Origin of the sequence: Singulisphaera photorubra (assembly GCF_045290345.1) — a bacterium.
GTDB lineage: Bacteria > Planctomycetota > Planctomycetia > Isosphaerales > Isosphaeraceae > Singulisphaera.
The window spans coordinates 9,060,413-9,078,778 of sequence record NZ_CP155447.1; the positions used below are offsets into that span (position 1 = coordinate 9,060,413).

The 18,366-nt window shown below is 61.0% G+C and carries 20 protein-coding genes; 8 read left to right on the plus strand and 12 right to left on the minus strand.

Annotation, left to right across the window (positions count from 1 at the left end):
- Window positions 1–18: 18 nt before the first annotated feature.
- The 3 genes from V5E97_RS33810 to V5E97_RS40505 are packed head-to-tail and all read right to left on the minus strand — an operon-like array spanning window position 19 to window position 1,276.
- Complete coding sequence (locus V5E97_RS33810) at window positions 19–222, minus strand: transposase domain-containing protein (protein ID WP_406694555.1); 204 nt, start codon at window positions 220–222, stop codon at window positions 19–21.
- Entirely contained in the window at window positions 201–368 is a 168-nt protein-coding gene (locus tag V5E97_RS33815) for an IS66 family transposase (RefSeq protein ID WP_406694556.1), read from the minus strand. The genes V5E97_RS33810 and V5E97_RS33815 overlap by 22 nt, the downstream gene beginning before the upstream one ends.
- Window positions 365–1,276: an IS66 family transposase zinc-finger binding domain-containing protein gene (locus V5E97_RS40505; RefSeq protein WP_475297059.1), complete on the minus strand. Its 912-nt coding sequence runs from the start codon at window positions 1,274–1,276 to the stop codon at window positions 365–367. Before V5E97_RS40505 ends, V5E97_RS33815 begins: the two co-directional genes overlap by 4 nt.
- A 241-nt stretch (window positions 1,277–1,517) precedes the next feature.
- On the opposite strand from V5E97_RS40505, the gene V5E97_RS33830 reads away from it, so the two are divergent.
- A complete protein-coding gene (locus V5E97_RS33830) occupies window positions 1,518–1,853 on the plus strand; it encodes a hypothetical protein (protein WP_406701307.1) in 336 nt (111 codons plus the stop codon).
- Here V5E97_RS33830 and tnpB read toward each other — a convergent pair.
- On the minus strand, window positions 1,784–2,101 hold the full coding sequence (tnpB, locus tag V5E97_RS33835; RefSeq protein ID WP_406695941.1) for an IS66 family insertion sequence element accessory protein TnpB: 318 nt from the start codon (window positions 2,099–2,101) through the stop codon (window positions 1,784–1,786). The genes V5E97_RS33830 and tnpB overlap by 70 nt on opposite strands.
- Window positions 2,095–2,433, minus strand: a complete 339-nt coding sequence (tnpA, locus tag V5E97_RS33840) for an IS66 family insertion sequence element accessory protein TnpA (protein WP_406694549.1) — start codon at window positions 2,431–2,433, stop codon at window positions 2,095–2,097. The genes tnpB and tnpA overlap by 7 nt, the downstream gene beginning before the upstream one ends.
- A 114-nt stretch (window positions 2,434–2,547) precedes the next feature.
- On the opposite strand from tnpA, the gene V5E97_RS33845 reads away from it, so the two are divergent.
- Window positions 2,548–3,252: a dihydrodipicolinate synthase family protein gene (locus V5E97_RS33845; RefSeq protein ID WP_406695942.1), complete on the plus strand. Its 705-nt coding sequence runs from the start codon at window positions 2,548–2,550 to the stop codon at window positions 3,250–3,252.
- A 151-nt stretch (window positions 3,253–3,403) separates the two neighbouring features.
- Here the strand turns inward: V5E97_RS33845 and V5E97_RS33850 are convergent, their stop codons facing one another.
- Window positions 3,404–4,291 carry an acetamidase/formamidase family protein gene (locus V5E97_RS33850; protein ID WP_406695943.1) on the minus strand — a complete coding sequence of 296 codons (888 nt, stop codon included), beginning with the start codon at window positions 4,289–4,291 and terminating at the stop codon, window positions 3,404–3,406.
- 333 nt (window positions 4,292–4,624) lie between these two features.
- Between V5E97_RS33850 and V5E97_RS33855 the strand changes: the two genes are divergently transcribed.
- The 3 genes from V5E97_RS33855 to V5E97_RS33865 all read left to right on the plus strand — a co-directional run bounded on the left by V5E97_RS33855 (window position 4,625) and on the right by V5E97_RS33865 (window position 8,398).
- Window positions 4,625–6,967, plus strand: a complete 2,343-nt coding sequence (locus V5E97_RS33855; RefSeq protein WP_406695944.1) for an alkaline phosphatase family protein — start codon at window positions 4,625–4,627, stop codon at window positions 6,965–6,967.
- A gap of 47 nt (window positions 6,968–7,014) precedes the next feature.
- Window positions 7,015–7,179, plus strand: a complete 165-nt coding sequence (locus V5E97_RS33860) for a hypothetical protein (protein WP_406695945.1) — start codon at window positions 7,015–7,017, stop codon at window positions 7,177–7,179.
- Window positions 7,180–7,639: 460 nt separating this feature from the next.
- Window positions 7,640–8,398, plus strand: coding sequence for an SDR family oxidoreductase (locus V5E97_RS33865; RefSeq protein WP_406695947.1), 759 nt, complete (start codon window positions 7,640–7,642; stop codon window positions 8,396–8,398).
- Between the two features lie 72 nt (window positions 8,399–8,470).
- Here V5E97_RS33865 and V5E97_RS33870 read toward each other — a convergent pair whose 3' ends face one another.
- Window positions 8,471–9,403 carry a hypothetical protein gene (locus V5E97_RS33870; protein ID WP_406695948.1) on the minus strand — a complete coding sequence of 311 codons (933 nt, stop codon included), beginning with the start codon at window positions 9,401–9,403 and terminating at the stop codon, window positions 8,471–8,473.
- A 1,453-nt stretch (window positions 9,404–10,856) separates the two neighbouring features.
- Between V5E97_RS33870 and V5E97_RS33875 the strand changes: the two genes are divergently transcribed.
- Entirely contained in the window at window positions 10,857–11,201 is a 345-nt protein-coding gene (locus tag V5E97_RS33875; RefSeq protein WP_406695949.1) for a hypothetical protein, read from the plus strand.
- Between the two features lie 284 nt (window positions 11,202–11,485).
- On the opposite strand, the gene V5E97_RS33880 is transcribed toward V5E97_RS33875, so the two are convergent.
- The 5 genes from V5E97_RS33880 to V5E97_RS33900 form a co-directional block, all read right to left on the minus strand.
- A complete protein-coding gene (locus tag V5E97_RS33880) occupies window positions 11,486–11,986 on the minus strand; it encodes a DinB family protein (protein ID WP_406695951.1) in 501 nt (166 codons plus the stop codon).
- A gap of 298 nt (window positions 11,987–12,284) precedes the next feature.
- Window positions 12,285–12,872 (minus strand): TetR/AcrR family transcriptional regulator, encoded by a 588-nt coding sequence (locus V5E97_RS33885; RefSeq protein ID WP_406695952.1) that lies wholly within the window; start codon window positions 12,870–12,872, stop codon window positions 12,285–12,287.
- A 33-nt stretch (window positions 12,873–12,905) separates the two neighbouring features.
- Window positions 12,906–13,901, minus strand: a complete 996-nt coding sequence (locus V5E97_RS33890; protein WP_406695953.1) for a TauD/TfdA family dioxygenase — start codon at window positions 13,899–13,901, stop codon at window positions 12,906–12,908.
- A 21-nt stretch (window positions 13,902–13,922) separates the two neighbouring features.
- Window positions 13,923–14,903 carry an aldo/keto reductase gene (locus V5E97_RS33895; RefSeq protein ID WP_406695954.1) on the minus strand — a complete coding sequence of 327 codons (981 nt, stop codon included), beginning with the start codon at window positions 14,901–14,903 and terminating at the stop codon, window positions 13,923–13,925.
- Between the two features lie 260 nt (window positions 14,904–15,163).
- Window positions 15,164–15,625, minus strand: a complete 462-nt coding sequence (locus tag V5E97_RS33900) for a nuclear transport factor 2-like protein (RefSeq protein WP_406695955.1) — start codon at window positions 15,623–15,625, stop codon at window positions 15,164–15,166.
- Window positions 15,626–16,342: 717 nt separating this feature from the next.
- Here V5E97_RS33900 and V5E97_RS33905 point away from each other — a divergent pair.
- On the plus strand, window positions 16,343–16,483 hold the full coding sequence (locus tag V5E97_RS33905) for a hypothetical protein (RefSeq protein WP_406695956.1): 141 nt from the start codon (window positions 16,343–16,345) through the stop codon (window positions 16,481–16,483).
- 139 nt (window positions 16,484–16,622) lie between these two features.
- Window positions 16,623–18,305, plus strand: coding sequence for an efflux RND transporter periplasmic adaptor subunit (locus V5E97_RS33910; RefSeq protein WP_406695957.1), 1,683 nt, complete (start codon window positions 16,623–16,625; stop codon window positions 18,303–18,305).
- Window positions 18,306–18,366 lie beyond the last annotated feature (61 nt).

Here is an 18,366-nt window from a genome sequence, read left to right on the forward strand (position 1 = left end):
TGCCGGCGGGAGCCGTTGTCAGCTCGGGGAACCGTCGGCGATGGGACCCTCTGGGGTCGCCGCAGGATCGGCGGCTTGGGGAGGCGACCAACGGTCAGGGAGAAGGTCGGCCAGATTCTCTTTGGGAAGCACCGGCAATCGGGATAGCACGTCGCGCAGGTAGACGAACGGGTCATGACCGTGACGCTGGCAACTCGACACTACGCTGAACAGCACGGCCATGGTCTTCCCGCCGGTCTCACTCCCAGTGAAAAGCCAGTTTTTCGTCCAGTCGCGATTGTCTTCATATGTTGCTCGGCTACGTTGTTATCGATCGACAGGTAGCCCGAACTGGTGTACCGTTTCAACGCCTCCCAGTGGTTCTTCATGTAACCGATCGCCCTCCCATCGGACTCTTGGGAGCACCTGCGGTCGCTCCTCCTTCAGCCACTCTCGAGGCTCTCCCAAACTGGCACCGCCCGCTCCTGCGCACCTGTAGCCGAATCGCGGCCCGTGTCGGCTCGTTGGCGTCCTCAGGCAGCTTAGCGAGCTCTGCTTTGATCTGCTTCTCGATCGCGTAGAGCTGGCGGTAGTAGGCCAGGGCCGTACTCGCCTCGTTAGGTCCGTCTTCTGCGCTCGACGAACTTGCGGCGGGCGTGGGCGTTGCAACCCACCTCCACGACGTTGCCGCCCGCGTAGATGCCGTCGTAGCCGCTGAAGGCATCAGCCTGCAAATAACCGCGAAAACCCTGAGAAACAGACTCGGACCGTCTCGCTTATGGCTCCTCGTGAAATCAAAAACATTGTAAGGATAAAGATGATCGCCGAAGTAGATCCAGAGCCGGGCCAAGGCCTTGATCTTTCGCTCCGAGTCCGCAGCTTCACCGACGTGTCGTCGGTGTGAATCGTGCCGCACAACAGGACCAATGTCTTCATCAGGTCGTAGAGCGGCTCGAGACTTTGGCGCGCCGGCCATCCAGTCGCAGAGGGTTGAGCGTGACAGCTCCACCTTGCCGGGCCAGGCGGCGTTCCTGGCGATGGAGTGGAATATGATCGGCATACTTTCCGTGATCACATGAGCTAGTAGTCCCGGTCCAGGCAAACCCTTGGGGATCGGCTGGGCTGGCTTGCCGGCGGTGACGACTTGACCTTCGCAGTGCGGGCAGGCGTAAGTGCAGCGCACGTGCTCGACCACGAACAAGGTCGCCGGCACATAGTCGAGTTGCTCGCTGCGTTCTGCGCTGATCTGGGCTCGGGTCTCGCCGCATTGCGGACAGCGGCGTTCGGCTTCGGTCAATTCTGTAGACCTGAGGCTCGCGGCGGAGGTTCTTGGGCAGGGCCTGCGGCCGTGAGATCGATTCTTCTTCGCGGGGCCGCACCCGGCTCGGGCTCGGGCTCAGGTGCGACCGCGTCGCCGGTGACCGAGGGTTCGGGTTCCGGGGCCAGCGGTTCTGAAGGCGTCGGGGATAAGCAGCGGTTGATTGGGGTCAAGCGTTCGGTGCGTGGGCCGTAGAGCCGCCGCAAAGGAGGTCGAGGCGATGTTGCAATTCCTCGTTCTGACGCCGTGTTTCGCGAAGGGCGGCGAGCAGTTCGATGATCATCTGCTGGAGGAAGGCAGGATCACTGGGCAACGTCGCCGTGGGATCGGCAGGGTTTCAAAGGTGATGGGGCGGGCGTCTTCGCTCATGCACTTTAGACGCATGAGGTTCTTATATTATTCGATGATTCTTTGGAAAACGCGGCGGCCGGCCGGGGACTCACACCGTGGCTCTGGGGACGGGTCGGTGATAGCGTTTGCCGCGTTTCACGCTCGAGAGGTCGATCCCTTCGAGGAGCATGACGAGGTCCGCGGCGCGGACCTCGACGCGGGCTGAGCCTCCGGAGACGGCGGAAAGCGAAAGGTGCCGGCTTCCAATCGCTTGTACCAGATTGCGTACCCGTCCTCCTCCCAAATCAGGAGCTTGATGCGATCGGCGGCCCGGTTGCGGAAGACGAAGATGTCTCCCGAGCGGATCGCCCTGGAGCCCGTCGCGGACCAGGGCCGCCAAACTGTCGAACGATTTTCGCAGATCGACCGGCTGCGCGCGAGCCAGATCCGGACGGTTGGAGACAAGCTCACCATGACCGTTCTCCGGCTTCGAGCAGTTCAACGACTTGCACGAGGGTCTGAGGGTCGAACCCGGCCCCGACCCGCAAGCAGCGTCCATTGGCCAGCACGACCTCGATGCTCCCGGCGGGCGACTCCGCCTTGTCGGCGAGCACATGCACAGGAAGAAACGCGGGCTTGGGCTGGTCGCGCCGCTGGAGTTCCCGCCGCCACCAATAAAACGACGGCGCACTCACGCCCTCGGCCAGGCAGAACGCCCGGACCGACAGTCCACTCCGCTTCCACCGGGCCAGAACCAGCCGCCAGTACGGCTCCCGCCCGTTTCTCGATCCTGCCACTCGGCCCATAGTTCACCCCCTTTCGGCCATGCACCGATCGTAGCATGGGCCGCAAGAAGGGGTTCACCGGACGCACACGAATTTCACTCGCTGAGCGCGGTCGAGGTTGTCTCTTGTGTTCGCGTGGTTCGCAGGGCCGTCGGCGACGACGCGGTCGTGCTGGCACCGATCGGGCTCGGGATTTCGCACGCCTTGGCGATCGGTCGAGCGGCGATCGACGTGGGAGCCGACGCGCTGCTCGTCATGCATCCGATTCACCCCTATCTCGGTGACTCCGGGCTCCGCGACTACTTCCAGGCGTTGATGGTCGCTTTGCCACTCCCGTTCCTCGCCTACAAAAAAGGGCCGTTTCCCAGTGATGATCTCCTTGGCGAACTGGCAGCGACAGGGCGACTCGTCGGGGTCAAATACGCTGTCAACGACATTGATGCCGTAACTCGGTTCATCCAGAATTACGGGGCACGCGTTGGGGTCTATTGCGGAACGGCCGAACGGTTCGCGCCATTCTTTCATCTCGCCGGCGCGCGCGGATATACCTCGGGGGCGGGCAACCTCTGCCCTCGCCTGACCCTGGCCCTCCACACGGCGCTCGAGGACGGAAACTATCCTCGTGCCATGGAACTGTTGCGGATCCTTCGGCCGATCGAAGATTACCGAGCTCGGTTCGGCGATTCCTATAACATCAGCATGCTCAAGGTCGCAATTCCAATGATCGGACGCGATTTCGGCCCGCCCCGGCCGCCCCAGCGCCGGCTGAGTCCCGGGGACGAATCCGAGATAAAAGCCCTTTTGGAACCGATCCTCGCGGCCGAGGCCAAACTCTGGTGAAATTCATGAATGCAATGGTTGCAGGGGAAAGTTCTTGGCTGAATGGTTTCGTGTCAGCCTCGATAGGGAGACCGTCAAACGCGAGACGCCGGATCTGGCGGTCGCCCCACTGGGCTAAAAGTGTCTGCCTCGCAATTCCGGCTCTCAAACCTCATGGGCCTTGCAGGTAACGTTTCTTGACCTTGGCGGCCACTGTACCGATGCCGTAGTAACCGACCGAAATCTGGCCGACGTGAGTCAGCAGGTCGTAAGCACGCCACCGATCCCAGCCATACTCCGCCTCCATCCACAAGCTCAAGAGGGCGTAGGCCTGGGCGATCGACCGCTCCATCGGTGTGCCGCTCACGATCGTCATGATCTCGTCGGGTGACTCAATTCGCGGCCATGTCAGCCTCTTTTCCTTGATCAGGTCGACCGTGATCGTGGTTTCCGCGGGCATCTCCAGGCCCGTGGCGGACAGCTCGCCGTGGCCCATCGCGGCATGGGCGTCGCCCAGATAGAGGAACCCCCCTGGAACGAAGACCGGTAAGAAAATCGTGTTCCCAGGACAAGTCTCGATGATATCCATGTTCCCGCCGTGCGGGCCGGCGGGTGCGGTCGTGGGGCAGCCCCAATCGGGGGCCGTGCCGATACATCCGAGCATGGGCGTATAAGGGATCGTGACCGAGTCGCTCCAATAAACCAGGCCGTCCCGAATCGGGCAGACGTGGGTGCCGTGGGGACAGTCGGTTCCGAGCCATTCGCAGAGTTGTTTCGGGTCGGCGGTCCTCGTGGCACACTCGCCGAGGGTCGGTCGGATCTCGTGGATTGTCACCGCAAGCGCATCGCCGGGCTCGGCCCCTGCGACTACGATCGGTCCGGTGAGCGGATTGCTATACGGCATTTTGACCTTATCGCGCCGATCGGTATTGCTCCGGATCTGTCCCGAGAGAGCGTCCTCGCTCGCGACCGTGAGGGATTCGCCCGGCTCAATCCGCACGCGGGGGTCATGATGCCGGCTGAATTCGTAGTAGAGCGGACCGATGGGAAGATGCTTCATTGTTGACCTCGTGGCGTCACTTGACCCGGTCGCGAAGAGTCGGGTGCTCATCTTGTGCCCAAAGGGTACCAGCACCGTTCGAGTCTTGCTGCAATCAAACCGTGGAGCTTGGACCAATCGGACGTTACGCCGCGCTTGGCTCGAAAGCGACGTAGCGCGGCTGGAGTCGTGAATTTTCTTCGAGCCCCGTGGGGTCCGGCGGGTCGTTCTCGTGATCGTGGATTCACACGGAATTAGCCAACTCACCGTGTTCTTCTACTTCCGGTCCCGCTACTCTGTGGCTTGCGGAGTGGGAAAGCGATCAATGGCTGGAACCAGGCGGACGAGGGCCTCATGCGACATTACGACGGACAAGTGGGTCGGGCGACCTTGGTCATTGTGGCGATCTTCGCCGCGATGACCGTCGGGGCCGACGACCCGACTCCCAAAGAGCCAGATCAACGAGAAATCATGCTGCCGGGTCTGACTCGCTCCGGGTCCGTGCTCTTGCCGAATGGATGGTCGTTGCGTCCCGCCGGGAAGCAATCACCGCTCGGCGACCTGCCCGTGATTCTGGCCGAGAACCCCAAGTTCCCGATCCTGGCGATTCTGCATGCCGGGTACGGCGAACACGAGGTCTGGACCCTCGACGCCAAGTCGGGTCAGACCATCGCCCGTGCGGCGATTCCGGCGAGCTTCTCCGGGCTCGTCTGGTCGGCGAACGGCGACCGACTCTATGTCGGGGGCGGGTTCGACGACCTGATCTACGGCTTCGACCACAAGGACGGTTTGCTCTCGAACAAGTCGACCTTTCGCTATCCTGACCGTACTCCACTCCAGAAGGAGTCCGGGCCAGGGGGCAAGAAACGCCAGCGCGTCACCGCGGGGCTGGCCGTCTCGGCCGACGGCAAGAGCCTCTGGGCCGCCAATGCCTTCGGTCATACGCTCGCGCGCTTCGACACCGAGTCGAAGGCCCTGATCTCCGAGATCGAACTCGGGCTCGACTCGTATCCCTACGGATTGGCGCTCGACGAGAATGCAGGTCGGCTTTACGTGAGCCTCTGGGGCGCAGCGAAGGTTGCGATCATCGACATCAAGGCAAACGCGCTCGACGGCGAGTACGAGACGCAAGAGCACCCCAATGAGATGCTCACCGCGAAGCAGGGGCGATACCTCTACGTCGCGAATGCGAACCGCAATACCGTGACCGTCCTTGACACGAATAAAGGCCAGGCGATCGAGACGATCAACACCGCGATCGCCCCCCAGGCCCCGGCCGGATCGACGCCCAGCTCGCTGGCCCTGACACCCGACGAGTCGATCTTGCTCGTCGCGAACGCGAACACCAACGACGTGGCGGCGTTCAACGTCAAGGACGCTGGCAAGAGCACTCCGCTGGGATTCATTCCGGTGGGCTGGTATCCTACAAGCGTCCGCGCCAGCCGCGACGGCAAGACGCTCTGGGTCACCAACGGCAAGGGTGGGTCATCCCGGGCCAATCGTGACGGCCCCCGTCCTGGTTTCTCAGGGGGGAGCGAAGGCCGCACCCGCCAGTACATCGCCGGGCTCCTCCAGGGCACCCTCTCCACAATCCCGATGCCCGCGCCCCGGCAAATGGCCGAGTACTCCCGAACGGTCTACGCCTGCAGCCCGATCAAGAAAGACGACCCGGCCGGCGTCACCGGTCCCCAGGCCGCCAAGAATAACCCCATTCCGTCGAAGGTGGGCGACCCTTCACCGATCACCCACTGCATCTACATCATCAAGGAAAATCGCACCTACGACCAGATTTTCGGCGACATGCCCGAGGGCAACGGCGAGTCATCGCTCTGCCTCTTTCCCGAGAAGGTTACCCCCAACCATCACGCCCTGGCGCGTGAGTATGTTCTCCTGGATAACTTCTACGTTGAGTCCGAGGTCTCCGCGGACGGCCATGAGTGGACGATGGGGGCGTACGCGACCGACTTCGTGGAACGCACCTGGCCGCTCGGCTACCGAGGCGACGGGCGCGTGCCGTTCCCGGCCGAGGGGAATTTCGCGATCGCAACCCCGGCTGGCGGCTACCTCTGGGATCGTGCGGCCGCCAAGGGGGTTTCGTATCGGAGCTATGGCGAATTCATCGATAACGGCAAGACACCCGCAGATCCGTCGACCACCAAGGTCAAGGCGCTCCAAGGCCATTTCGACCCGAAGTATCGTGGCTATGACCTGGACTACCCCGACCAGAAGCGGGCCGACCGATTCCTCGAGGAACTGGCCGAATTCGAGAAGGCGGGCGAGATGCCCCGGCTGATCGTCTTACGGCTCCCGAACGACCATACCTCGGGCACCGCGCCAGGGAAGCCGACGGTCACGGCCATGGTCGCCGACAATGACCTGGCGCTGGGGCGAGTTGTCGAGGGCCTGTCCCGGAGCAAGTTCTGGCCGAAGCTGGCGATCTTCGTGGTCGAGGATGACGCCCAGAACGGCTCTGATCATGTGGATGCCCATCGTACCGTGGCCCTGGCGATCAGCCCGTACGTCAAGCGAAAATCGGTCGATTCGACGATGTATTCCACCTCGTCGATGCTCCGTACGATCGAGTTGATCCTGGGGCTGGACCCGATGAGCCAGTTCGACGCCTCGTCGCGGCCGATGTCAATGTCCTTACCGGGGTGCTGGATGCATCGCCCTACACGGTTCGACCGGCGAACGTAGACCTCAAAGAGATCAATCTCCGCACGGCTCCAGGCGCGGCAGCATCAATGAAACTGGACCTCTCGAAGGAGGACCAGGCCGATGACCTTGTTTTCAACGAGATCATCTGGAAGGCCGTCAAAGGCGCGAATTCCAAGATGCCGCCGCCGGTCCGAGCGGCCTTTGTGGTTCCGCGGCTCGAGGCGGATGATGATGATGACGATGATGATTGAGCCAACCGAAATCCGACATTAAAAACATGCAAAGGCCTCCACCCACCAATGCCACACGCAAGGTGGGTGGAGGCCTTCCGCATGCGCCCGAACTGTGGGGAGAAGGGCGCGTCACGGCGGGGCAGCGGCTCGATGGCCTGAAGGGTCAATCACTCCCTCGGGTGCTCCGCCCGAATTCTTTCCGGAGCACAAATCGCGATCGGAAAAGGCAGCATGCGTCCGCTGCTGCGTAAAACTCGTGCAGCCGACCTTTTACGTTGCGGAACGCAGCCTTACGCAGGCCTGGGCGATTGCGGTTTCGTTGCCCAGCGTGACGACCGGCTCTGTCTGCGATCACAACCGCTCGCATGGTATTCTCATGATCGCGCTGCCCACTCGGCCGGCGATCCAAGGATGAGATGCGTCGGGGGGCCGTCGGAATTCCCTCCAGCGCTCTACAGAACAATGGGGTGTCAACGCCATGAACTCGGTAGGTAAGGTCGCAATTGTTACGGGTGCTGGGTCGGGGATTGGCCGGGCGACAACCTTGGCGCTTCTGCAGGATGGGTATTCGGTCGTGCTGGCCGGCCGCCGGTTGGACGCACTCGCCGAGACGGTGGTGCAAGCGGGATCGGCAGGAGCACGAGCCCTCGCCGTCCCCACCGACGTCAGCGATCCTGTCTCTGTTCAGGCGCTCTTCGATGCGACGAAAGCCGCCTTCGGACGCCTCGATCTGCTGTTTAACAATGCTGGCACAGGCGCTCCGGCCGTTCCCTTGGAAGATCTGACGTTCGAGCAGTGGCGTCGGGTCGTCGACATCAACCTGACCGGCGTCTTTCTCTGCACGCAGGCGGCATTCCGGCTCATGAAAAATCAGGACCCGAGAGGAGGCCGAATCATCAACAACGGCTCGATCTCGGCGACCACGCCCCGCCCGAACTCTGCGCCCTACACGGCCAGCAAGCACGCGATTACCGGGTTGACCAAGTCGACGGCCCTGGACGGTCGCGTCTACGACATCGCCTGCGGCCAGATCGACATCGGCAACGCCGAGACTGAATTGACCGCCCGGATGAAAGGCGGGGTGATCCAGGCGAACGGCCAGACGGCGGTCGAGCCAACGATGGATGTCGACAACGTGGCTCGGACCGTGCTGTACATGGCAAACCTGCCCCTTCAGGCAAACGCGCTCTTCATGACCTTGATGGCCACGAAGATGCCATTCGTCGGCAGAGGCTGAACCCCAACGCCCTCCCACCCCACCTGGCGCTGCTCGTTTGGAAGTGGCGATGCTCACGGGCGCGCGACGCTCTCACTCCGGGTTGTCCGGAAGCTCCTTCGACGCTTCGGGCAACCGCAATTTTGATCCTGGCTCTTCGCCCTCGGGTGCCTGGGCCAGAATCCGTAAGAGCAGTTCGTGTCCCTGGTGAGCCCCCTTGATCCAGACGAACGGGCCGTTGCCGTCAGGCCAGCCAATCGTCGTCCATCCGAAGTCCTCGACTTGCTCGAACGTGGATCGCAACGCCTCCAGATCGAGCGAGAAGGCAGGAGAGACGACGGCCCCATCGTCTGCGCCGCCGATCAGTTCGACCGGTGTTGGATAGATATCTACCTCCCAGAATCCATCCTTTTCACCGTAGAGGATTCCTAGCGGCCCCATCAAGTTGTCGGCCGCGAGGCATCCCCCCACGGCCTCGATCAGGGAATCGAGCCAGTTCGAGTCACGAGCATCGGCCAGGTCGTGCAGGCCTTGAAAGAGCTGACGGCCCGCCTCGTTCCGCCGATCGAACTCCTCGCGATTTGTGCGGAAGAGCTCCGCGATCTCGTGTTCGCCATGTTCATCGAGCTGATTGGTGAAGATCGCGGCCCAGGCTCGGTGATATTCTTCAAGGACCCGCTCATGTTCCTCGGAGGTATCGCCCGAATCCGGGGCATCGAGGTCGTTCAATGCGTGCGCCGCCTCGAGGGACTCCAGGCGGTCGTCGAGTTCCCGAAGCGCGGTCTCCGCGTGTTTGCTGGCGAGGGCGTCTGCCTGCCAGGCAATCAAGTGAAAGCCGGCGTCCGCCGGGAGCAGTTGGGAATCCCGGATCTCCTGATAGACCGAAAGCCGGTCGGTCTCGGAGGAATCGGGGCCCAGATTTCGCCATCGATCGTACCAGGACGGACGATCGGGCAGTGTTTCGAGAAGATTCGTGAGAGTTGCATCGATTGAGTTGTGGTGGCTGTCGCTCTGGTCGGCGTCCATGATCGAGCCTCGACAGGAGAGAATCTCGGAGGAACAGTAACTCATCTGAGTCCCTGGAGCCTCTGGCCTTGAATCACGCCAACGTCACTGGACCCTGCTCGCTGGAGGAAACACGTCCTTTGTTCCAAGATAATCCCTCACGGGTCACAAGGCCACTTCGCACCCAAGAACACTAGCTCGGCCGACGCATCGTCCCCAGGTTCGCCGCCGATTTCCAAGGAAAAAGAACGAGGGTTTCCAGGGATGACTGCCAGGACCCCGTGGTGACTATAAGCGGCGTCGAATTGGTGAGTCGTGCCGTTCGCGGTGGCTCCGATCGCGCCGAGGCGACGGACTGCAACAGCCCCGTGGACGGGATCGAATCCGATGATGCGATAAGTTCGGTTTGTGGTCAGGCTGTGGATCAGGTCTGATTTCGCGGGGCGACCGCTCAGCCAGTCCTGGACGCGACAAGCTTGGCGTTTCGTTTCCTTGAGAAATTTACTTTTGTATAGTAACGAATGGATGTGACAGGCCAGCAGAAGTCGACGTTTCTGAATCAAATCCGACCTCCAAGCCCCACTTTAACCGCGGTCAGTCGTGCGAGCAACGACTGGGCGAGCCGACCCCGTGAAGAATCCGTGGCCCGGGCGCTCGTGCCACGCGCCAGCGAGTCTCTGTCTGATCGCTCGCGAGCAGAGTCGATGAACTCAACCTGATTGAAATGCTCAATTCGTGATTCATTATGGGGTTCGGCCGATGGGTCCAGGTCGCATGCTCGAAGTCAGGCGATGTCTCGAGGTGAGGCACATTCCAGTGAGGATAGTTGCCGAGTCAGCGAGGGCCAGAGGCGGTTTTTGAGCAACACCCGCGACGTTCTATCCAGTGATTCGAGGTTTTGGTATGCTTTAGTTGGTACGAAGATCGGCGCGGAAGTGTTACGTTTTCTTGATGCGGCCTCAGGCCTCCTTTGTTTTTCGCTCGCAGCTTTCCTGGCCCATCGGGATTTCAACGGAAGTTGGCTCTTGCACGACCTCGCAAAAAAAACTCCGAGAGTCGATAGGCTGCTGATGCCCTATCCCTAGAGCGGTTCCCGTCCGGGTGGAGCACGCGCCACGCGATTCGAAGTGGCTGGGGTCTTTCCCCTGGTCATCTGGCTCCCACCCCGGGGTTTGACGGTGCGACTCTCTGCGTCTGGCCCCGTTCGAGCCGAGGCCACGACGGTCACTGCCAAGGTCATCCTGACGAAATCGCCACCTTCGCGGAACCCGAGGGCACGACGATCGTGCTCGACATGGATCGACTCAAGATTATTTCTGTAGAATCGCACCGGAGCTTGACCGGACCCAATCGGCTCGATGCTCACGGCCTGGTCTGTTTTCAGTCCGTTTTTATCGTGTCTTAAAGAAACGCCCGCCGGGCGATTGTTGACAAAACCGATGACTGGAACTCTTACCTTGGGACGGACCACTTTATGAATAGCTACCCGGCAAACGAACAGCGCATCTCCGAAATCGAGCGAGGCCGAAGTTGCGGGGCCGTTGTCCCGTTGCCCCCCGGTGGGTCCCTCGCGGTCGGGGATACGGTTCTCTTTGCACTCTCCCAGTCCCGGGCGGGTCAGCAGCCTTCTTACGTCAAGGGGGGCGATTCGGTGCTGGTGTTACTCACCGACGTCGTCGACCTCGGGACGACGGATCCCATCACCGGACAAGCGCTCGTTCAACTCAGTTGGAAGCCGCTTGGGCAGGAGGCGAACCCCGCCCCCGTCACCAAGACCAAGCGTGCCACGAAGGCTCGGAGCCCTCACAAGACGGTTTGATCGCTCACGCCTCTCGGCCCAACCCACGGTAAGCCTCGATGCTTCGGCTGAGAGGCCGGCACCTTGAGGTTGAAGCCACATTCGCGGGATCCGGTCCGACAGCGCCAGGTCGTGAGAGTCGAACTCGACCGTGGTTAAAGTGATGCAAAAGGGTGAAGTCGATCATACGTTGTGCGAATGGGCGTTACGCTGTATTTGGCCTCAATCGTACCGAGAAGAGGCCCTTTGACAAGATCGTCGAAGGGCGCTTCTACTTCACGGCTCGCTGTGACTCAACCGGCTCGTCACTCGTCGCCTGAGGGGCCGTACATTCCCGGGACAGGGATGTCGTTCAATCGGAGATAAACACAGAGTGCCGCGCGGTGATGAATGGTGTGATTGATCACCAGGCTCCGAATGACAGTGGTGCGAGGCATGGTCAGGATGGGCTGGCCTTGGGAAAGAAGTGACCATTCTTTTATGAAAGCTTCGTCCGTGGCGGATGCGAGTGCTCCACGGGCGGTTGCAACGTTCTGATCGAACAACTCGAGAAGTTGCTGCCGGCTGCTCGCCTTGATGGTCTGATAAGGCTCGCCTCCCACTGGGTTGATGTCCCAGGTCTCGCGTTCCAGGACGCCCTGGACCCAGCCCGGAATCTCAGCCAGGTGCGCACCCACCCAGCCGATCGTGTTGGATTTGGGGTGGGCCTTCCAATCGAGCTTGTCATCGGGAATGCGCTCGAGAACTTTCCGCGTGTTTGCCATCTCCTGGTCGAATTCGGGCAGGATTGATGTGCCGAAGCTCATGAGTTCTTCCTTCATTACCAGTGGATTCGATCGCCGTCATCCGTGGCGCAACCGTACCGGATTACGGTACACTTGTCCATAGCAGGTCGACGGGTCTCAACTTCCTGTGCTGGCCATACCGGGGCGGTGATGCTTACAATCCGTTGTGGGCCGCAGTCATCCGAGCTCGATCGCTCCAATCCTGTGGTCAAGCGAGCTCACGACGATCGGCCGCAGGCTTTCGGCAGCCTGTGGCGTTCCAAAGGAAGGCGCTCCAGGCCGACGAGAAGAGATTGAGCCTGCGAACGCGTCGTTTGATTCAGGTGGGTAAGCATCGCAGGGCCAGCTCGACGACCCGGTGGAGTTCGTCGCGACTTGCTCCCGCCGCCGCCTGGACGGCCATCCCTTGGGTGACCGTGACGATAAAGCGAGCGAGGTCGGCGGGGTCGGTGTCGGCTGACAGGCTTCCTTCCGATCTCGCTCGCTCGAATCGCTCGCGCAGGGCGGTCTCCCCCGCGGCGCGGCGAGCGATCAGTTTTTGTCGGATCGGTTCTGCCGCGTCCCCGCAAGAGAGGGCGCCATGCACCGCGAGACAACCTGGCGGGTTGCCTGGATTGGTGAGCGCGTCGGCCGTTTTCCGCAACAGCCGATCGGCCACGTCATGCACGGTCGGCTGGCTGAGCGCCTCCCGCAGACGAGCGGCCGGCTCCTCGTCATAGCGATCGAACGCCTTCCGAAACAATTCTTCCTTGTTCCCGAACGCGGCGTACAGACTGGGCCGGTTGATGCTCATCGCTTCGGTCAGGTCCAGGAGGGTCGTCCCCTCATAGCCCTTGCGCCAGAAGACATGAAGCGCTCGGTCCAGGGCTTCATCAACGTCAAACTCACGGGGGCGTCCCTTCGCCATCTCCGAAACTCCAGCTCTTTTGTCTTCGTCGGGTTAGGTGTTGGGACAAGCGAGCGACGCGAGGACCTTTCTGGTTCCAGAGAAAGTCCGACGGCCGTGCATGGCGACGAGGTTATCCACGAGTGCCACATCGCCCTGCTTCCACGGGATGTCGAATGTCAGCTCATCCGCAAGCGCAATTGCCACTCGGACGGCGGATCCATCCAAAGGAGTGCCATCGCCAAAGGTGATCGATTTTGCGGGGTCATTCCGAGCGTCCTTCCAGCCGCAGTAGGCCGCGATCAACTGGTTGAAAAAGGAGCTTCGGCCGGGGGCGAGCTTGTAGACGGCGGGAAGCACGGGGGTCGTCACGCGCAGGCATCCGTCGTCGAGCCATTCCCAATGATAGGCGAGGCTCTTGAGGCGTTGCTCGGCCTCCTCGCGGTTGGTTGCACGGAGGGTGCTCTGCCAGCTTCGTCCCATCCCTGAGTTCGGGTCGTTTGAGGAGGGCATGACGTTGGAATAGTTCAGCCCTTTCTCCACACAATCCCGAGTAAATTCGGGACAACGTTCAACCAGGCGGCTCCAGAGCAGGTCGGACCGACAGAGCGGAGTCGCTCCCCCCTGCTCCGCCGGCTGCTCGCAGAAGAAAAAGAGCCGGCTCGGATAGAATGGCGTTTGTGCCATCTCGTGGTGCAAGAAGATCTCGACTGTGGGAGGCGCTTCATTCGCCGTGAACACGCGAGGCGTACGGTTGACGCGCACGGCATTCGAGAGCGAATCCTCATACGGAAAATTCTCGAACCCAAAGGCCGCAACGAACCGGTCGAAATCGTCCGCCGTAGTCAGCGGGAACCCGCGGAAGAGGACGGCTCCGTGCCGGTGCGCCTGGTCACAGAATTCCTCGCGATTCGCCCCGATCCAGGCTTCGATGGCCGCAAATCCAATGCCCGGCGAGCGACATTCCCAGGCCATTGGGAAGGGCTCGCCTACATGCCATTGCTGACCCGGCACGGACAGTGGAGAGACTTGCAGCGGTGTCTCGTTCATGTTCGAAGCCCTTGGATTTCCTTATTCATAAATCGGGCAGAACGTGTGGAATGCGGCTTCGCAGAAGACCCCCGGATCATTGAAGCGGCGGTTGCGATTTAGCGCGGTGATCGAACGCATCTCATCGTCGGTCAGCTCGAAATCAAAGATCGATCGATTTTCGATCATCCTCTCGAACTTTGATGTCTTGGGGACGATGGATGTCCCGCGTTGCACACCCCAGCGCAGGACCACCTGTGCGGGAGTCTTGCCGTGCCGCTGAGCCACATCGCGCACAACGTCCTCTTCCATCACCGATTCCTCAAGGGTCGCTGCGCCCAGAGGTACGTAGGAGGGGGCTCCGAGCGGTGAGAATCCGGTCACCGCGATCCCTTCTTCGTGACAGAAACGCAGCAGCTTTTCCTGCGTAAGGTAGGGGTGAAGCTCGACTTGCAGGACGGCGGGCCGAATCTTGGCGTAGCAAAGCAAGTCGCGAAGCAACGCCGTATTGTAATTGCAGATACCGATGTTTCGCACGAGCCCGGCTTGAACGAGCTCTTCCATCGCCTCCCAGACCTCATGGCCGGGAACTTTGGCGAGTTTCATTCCACGCTCGGGATGTGCATGGTCCGAGATCCATCCCGGAGGATATTGCTTCTCGAACGGGACGTATTCCATGGCGATGGGGAAGTGGATCATGTACAGATCAAGATGATCGAGGCCGAGGTCGCGCAGACTTCGCTCGACGGCGGGGCGGACGTGCTCCTTCGCATGATACGTGTTCCAGAGCTTCGAGGTGACCCACAGCTCTTCGCGACGACAGATCCCCTCTTCAATGGCCTGGCGAATTCCCTCCCCCACTTCCGCTTCATTGCCGTAGTCGCAGGCACTATCGAGATGTCGGTAGCCGCTGCGCAGCGCTTCGCGGACGGCTCGCGCAGCGTCCGCCCGATCGATCTTCCAGAGGCCGAGGCCAATCAGCGGCATCTCGTCGCCCGAGCTGAGTTTTGTGGTCGCATTCATTCCTGAATTCTCCAGAGAGCGAGCGAGTTCAAGGTCGGGACTGCTGGGAAGTGGCAAGGCTGAAGCGAACGTGCCGAACCAGAATCAGGTCATCCGATTCACCGACAGGTTGGCGATCGGGAGCGACCAATGAAAGCCAGAGCCCCAGCACTTCTATCGAGCCAGGAATGCGAGCGGGCTGCCCAAGGTCCCAAGGCAACAAAGGGTGGCCAGGACAACCGGGCCACCCCAACGATGCGCATCCCGAGGGCAATACCAAGCTAGTCTTGCGAAATGGCGAAGAACTGAAGGCTTTTCATGAGCCACTTATCTCCGTCCTTGATCCTGACCTGGACGAACGGAAACTTTCCGGTATTGGCCAAGTTTGGCTGAAAGACTCCCTGAATGATCATCACGTCGGGGGCAATGAACCGGGCGAACTCGACGGTGTTCTTGGACGTCGATTTCTGGTTCGGGTCTTTGAACAGGTCGTGATAGAGGCCTTCAATCTCGGCACGCCCATTCTTGAGCCCCTGTTCGATCTCTCCTGAATCCTTCTTCGAGTACCAGTGGATTGTGGCATTCTCGGTGTAGGTCGCCGCCATGGCAGCCGCATCCTTGGTGTCGTACAGGGCGGAACCTTTATCGAGGATCTCTTGCGCGAGTTTCTTGGCGTCCACTTCCTGAGTCCAGGCCGTCGACGGTAAGACCAGTGCGAGAGCGACCAGAGCAAAGCGCAACATGAATAGGCCTCCGAGAAACAAAGGGTTCCGTTCCTGCAACGTGGGAATGGTCCACTCATCGAAGGAACAAGAGGATGCCGGGCATTCCTTTAATGTCGGATAGGTCGGATTCGCCTTGGTCGAGAGTAGGCATTCGACCGGCGTGACCGAGGCTGGATCCCTCGTACTCGAGCATCAGGATGAACCAAATCGACCACCTCTGCTCCCGTTCTTTCGGCAGGTGCGAATCCCCATCGAAGCCTGGCGATTGACCAGCGTCTCGAAGGTCAATCCCCTGCCGTTCACTCGCGTGAGGACGCCGTACGACCTGATACCTCGGCCAACTCGATCGTATCCCGTGAACCGAGTTAATACCAGAAAACTTGGCGGTCGTAGCCGTTAATCTCCTATCTCATCGCCAGGGTGTCGCACGGTGATGTCAAACCGGATCGGACATCGTCCGGGTGCTCGGCATGAGTACAAACCGCATAATCGATTGATCCCGAATTCCGTGGATCGAGTTTTTGTGAGAATTGTCGGCCGACTCGGCCTGACTTCACGTTCGCTCACAAGCCCAACGAATTTGTAGGCGTGAATTCTCCGAGTACGCCTAATGAGTGATAGGCTTGTTATTCCTGGGAAAGTCGATGGCGGCGGTTCGACGGGTGAATCCGCCATTCACCGATCGATCGAGAAAAAAAGGCTTGAAGAGCGCGAGCCTACGAGGCCACCCTGATCTTGAGGAGTTCGCGTCGGACGCTCGCACATGGCGTGTCGCCCGCCCTGACCTGGAAAATCGAGCGGCTGAAGCCGACCGAACGGAAGTTGATGGGCGTGACCAACCTGGACTTCAGAAATCAGCAGACCGTGCCCACCTGAAAAGCGAGCGTCTCACGCTTGTTCGGATTGGGTGGGAATTCCCAAGGGCCGGATGATACTCGAAGTGGGGAGCTAGATAAATAACATGTCTTCACTCGATTTACCCGGTTCCTCGGGATCAAGGGCCTCTGAGTCACTCGTGCCGCAGTCACGTTGGCAGAAGCTTCGCCTCATCGTCAAGGTGGTCGAACTGCGGCTTCGGTTTATTGCATTGATGGCGGTGACCGGGCTCGTATTCGCCTATTGGGATACGATCTGGAATCACTTCGACAAGTGGACGCGGCCCTCGTTTGAGAGGCATGTGGCGTTGTCGTTGACGGAGTGCTTCTGCCCGATGCACCCGAACGTCGTTCGCGAGCAAACGGGGAGTTGCCCGATCTGCGGCATGCCGCTCTCGAAGCGCGCGAAAGGGGCGAAGGAGACTCTCGCCGAGGGAGTCACCGCGCGGATCCAACTCGCCCCGTTCCGGATCAGTCAAGCGGGAATTCAGACGGTGGAAGTCGGTTATTCTCCGATGGTCGAGACGCTGACGACGGTCGGCACGGTGGAATACGACGAGCGCAAGCGGGCTCAGATCGCGTCCCAACTTAAGGGGTTGGCGCGGGTCGTGTCACTCTCGGTGGGCTTCACGGGCGTGGCCGTCAAGGCGGGCGATACGCTGGGCGAACTCTCCAGCCCCGAGTTGTCCCAGGCGATTCAGGAACTCTTGCGGGCCAAACGGGGGAGTCGGGAGCCGGCTCGGGCGCAAGCTGCCTTGGGTCGATCGGTCGTGCCGGACGGGCTCGAACAAGTGCGACTCGCCGAAGCCAAACTCAAGCTACTGGGGGTGGGACAGGCCCAGGTCAACGAGATCGTGGCGCGCGGGGAAGCCGATTACAGGCTACCGGTCATTGCCCCGATCGGAGGGGTTGTGGTCAAGAAGAACGTGGTCCAGGGGCAGTACATCACTGAGGGACAGGCGATATTTGAGCTTGCCGACCTCTCGACGGTATGGGTCAAGGCGCACGTTTACGAGGATCAGATGGGGCTGGTCCGCGTCGGGCAGTCGGTTGAGGCCACCGTGCCCGCCGATCCCAGCCGCCGGTTCACGGGAAAGGTTGCGGTCATTCACCCGCAAGTCGAACCGGCGACTCGCACGATCGAGGTGCGCTACGAGCTCGATAACGAGGACCGAGGACTCCGTCCCGGCATGTTTGCCACGGTGAGCTTGAAGACCTTGGTCGCCGAGACGCCCTTGTTCCGCGACCGGATCGCCCAACTCCGAGAGGTCATGAGCCCAGCCGCGCCACCGAGCGAGTGCCCGGTCACTCACGCGAAGCTCGGTTCGATGGGCGAACCGATCGCCATCGAGCTGGAGGGGAGGAAAGTCTGGCTCTGCTGCAGCGCCTGCACGCCGAAGTTGAAGGCGGATCCGGCCAGATACCTGGCCCGGCTCGGGCCTCCGCCGAGCCAAGAAGTGCTGAGTGTGCCCGAGTCGGCAGTCATCGACACCGGGATTGCCAAGGTGGTTTATGTCGAAACTGAGCCGGGGGTTTACGAGGGGCGGAGAGTTGAGCTCGGACCGCGGTCGGGCGATCGGTTCCCGGTGCTCGAAGGACTTCGTGGCGGCGAGCGAGTCGCCGCGGCCGGCGCTTTCTTGATTGATGCCGAGACCCGACTCAATCCGGCAACACGCGGAGACAAGCAGGGCGAAGGGGATGCCGGAGCGAGATCGTCTTCACCGGTGATCTCTCCCCGACCCGTTCGGTCGAAGCCTCCGCGCTCGGCGCGACCTGCCGAGGACTCCATCCTGCGCTCGGCGCCAAGGTTGAATTTGCCTTGATCGAGGGGACCTCCGAGTTCCCGCCTGTCCTCTGATTTTGCGGTTCAGAAGCGGTAATGGC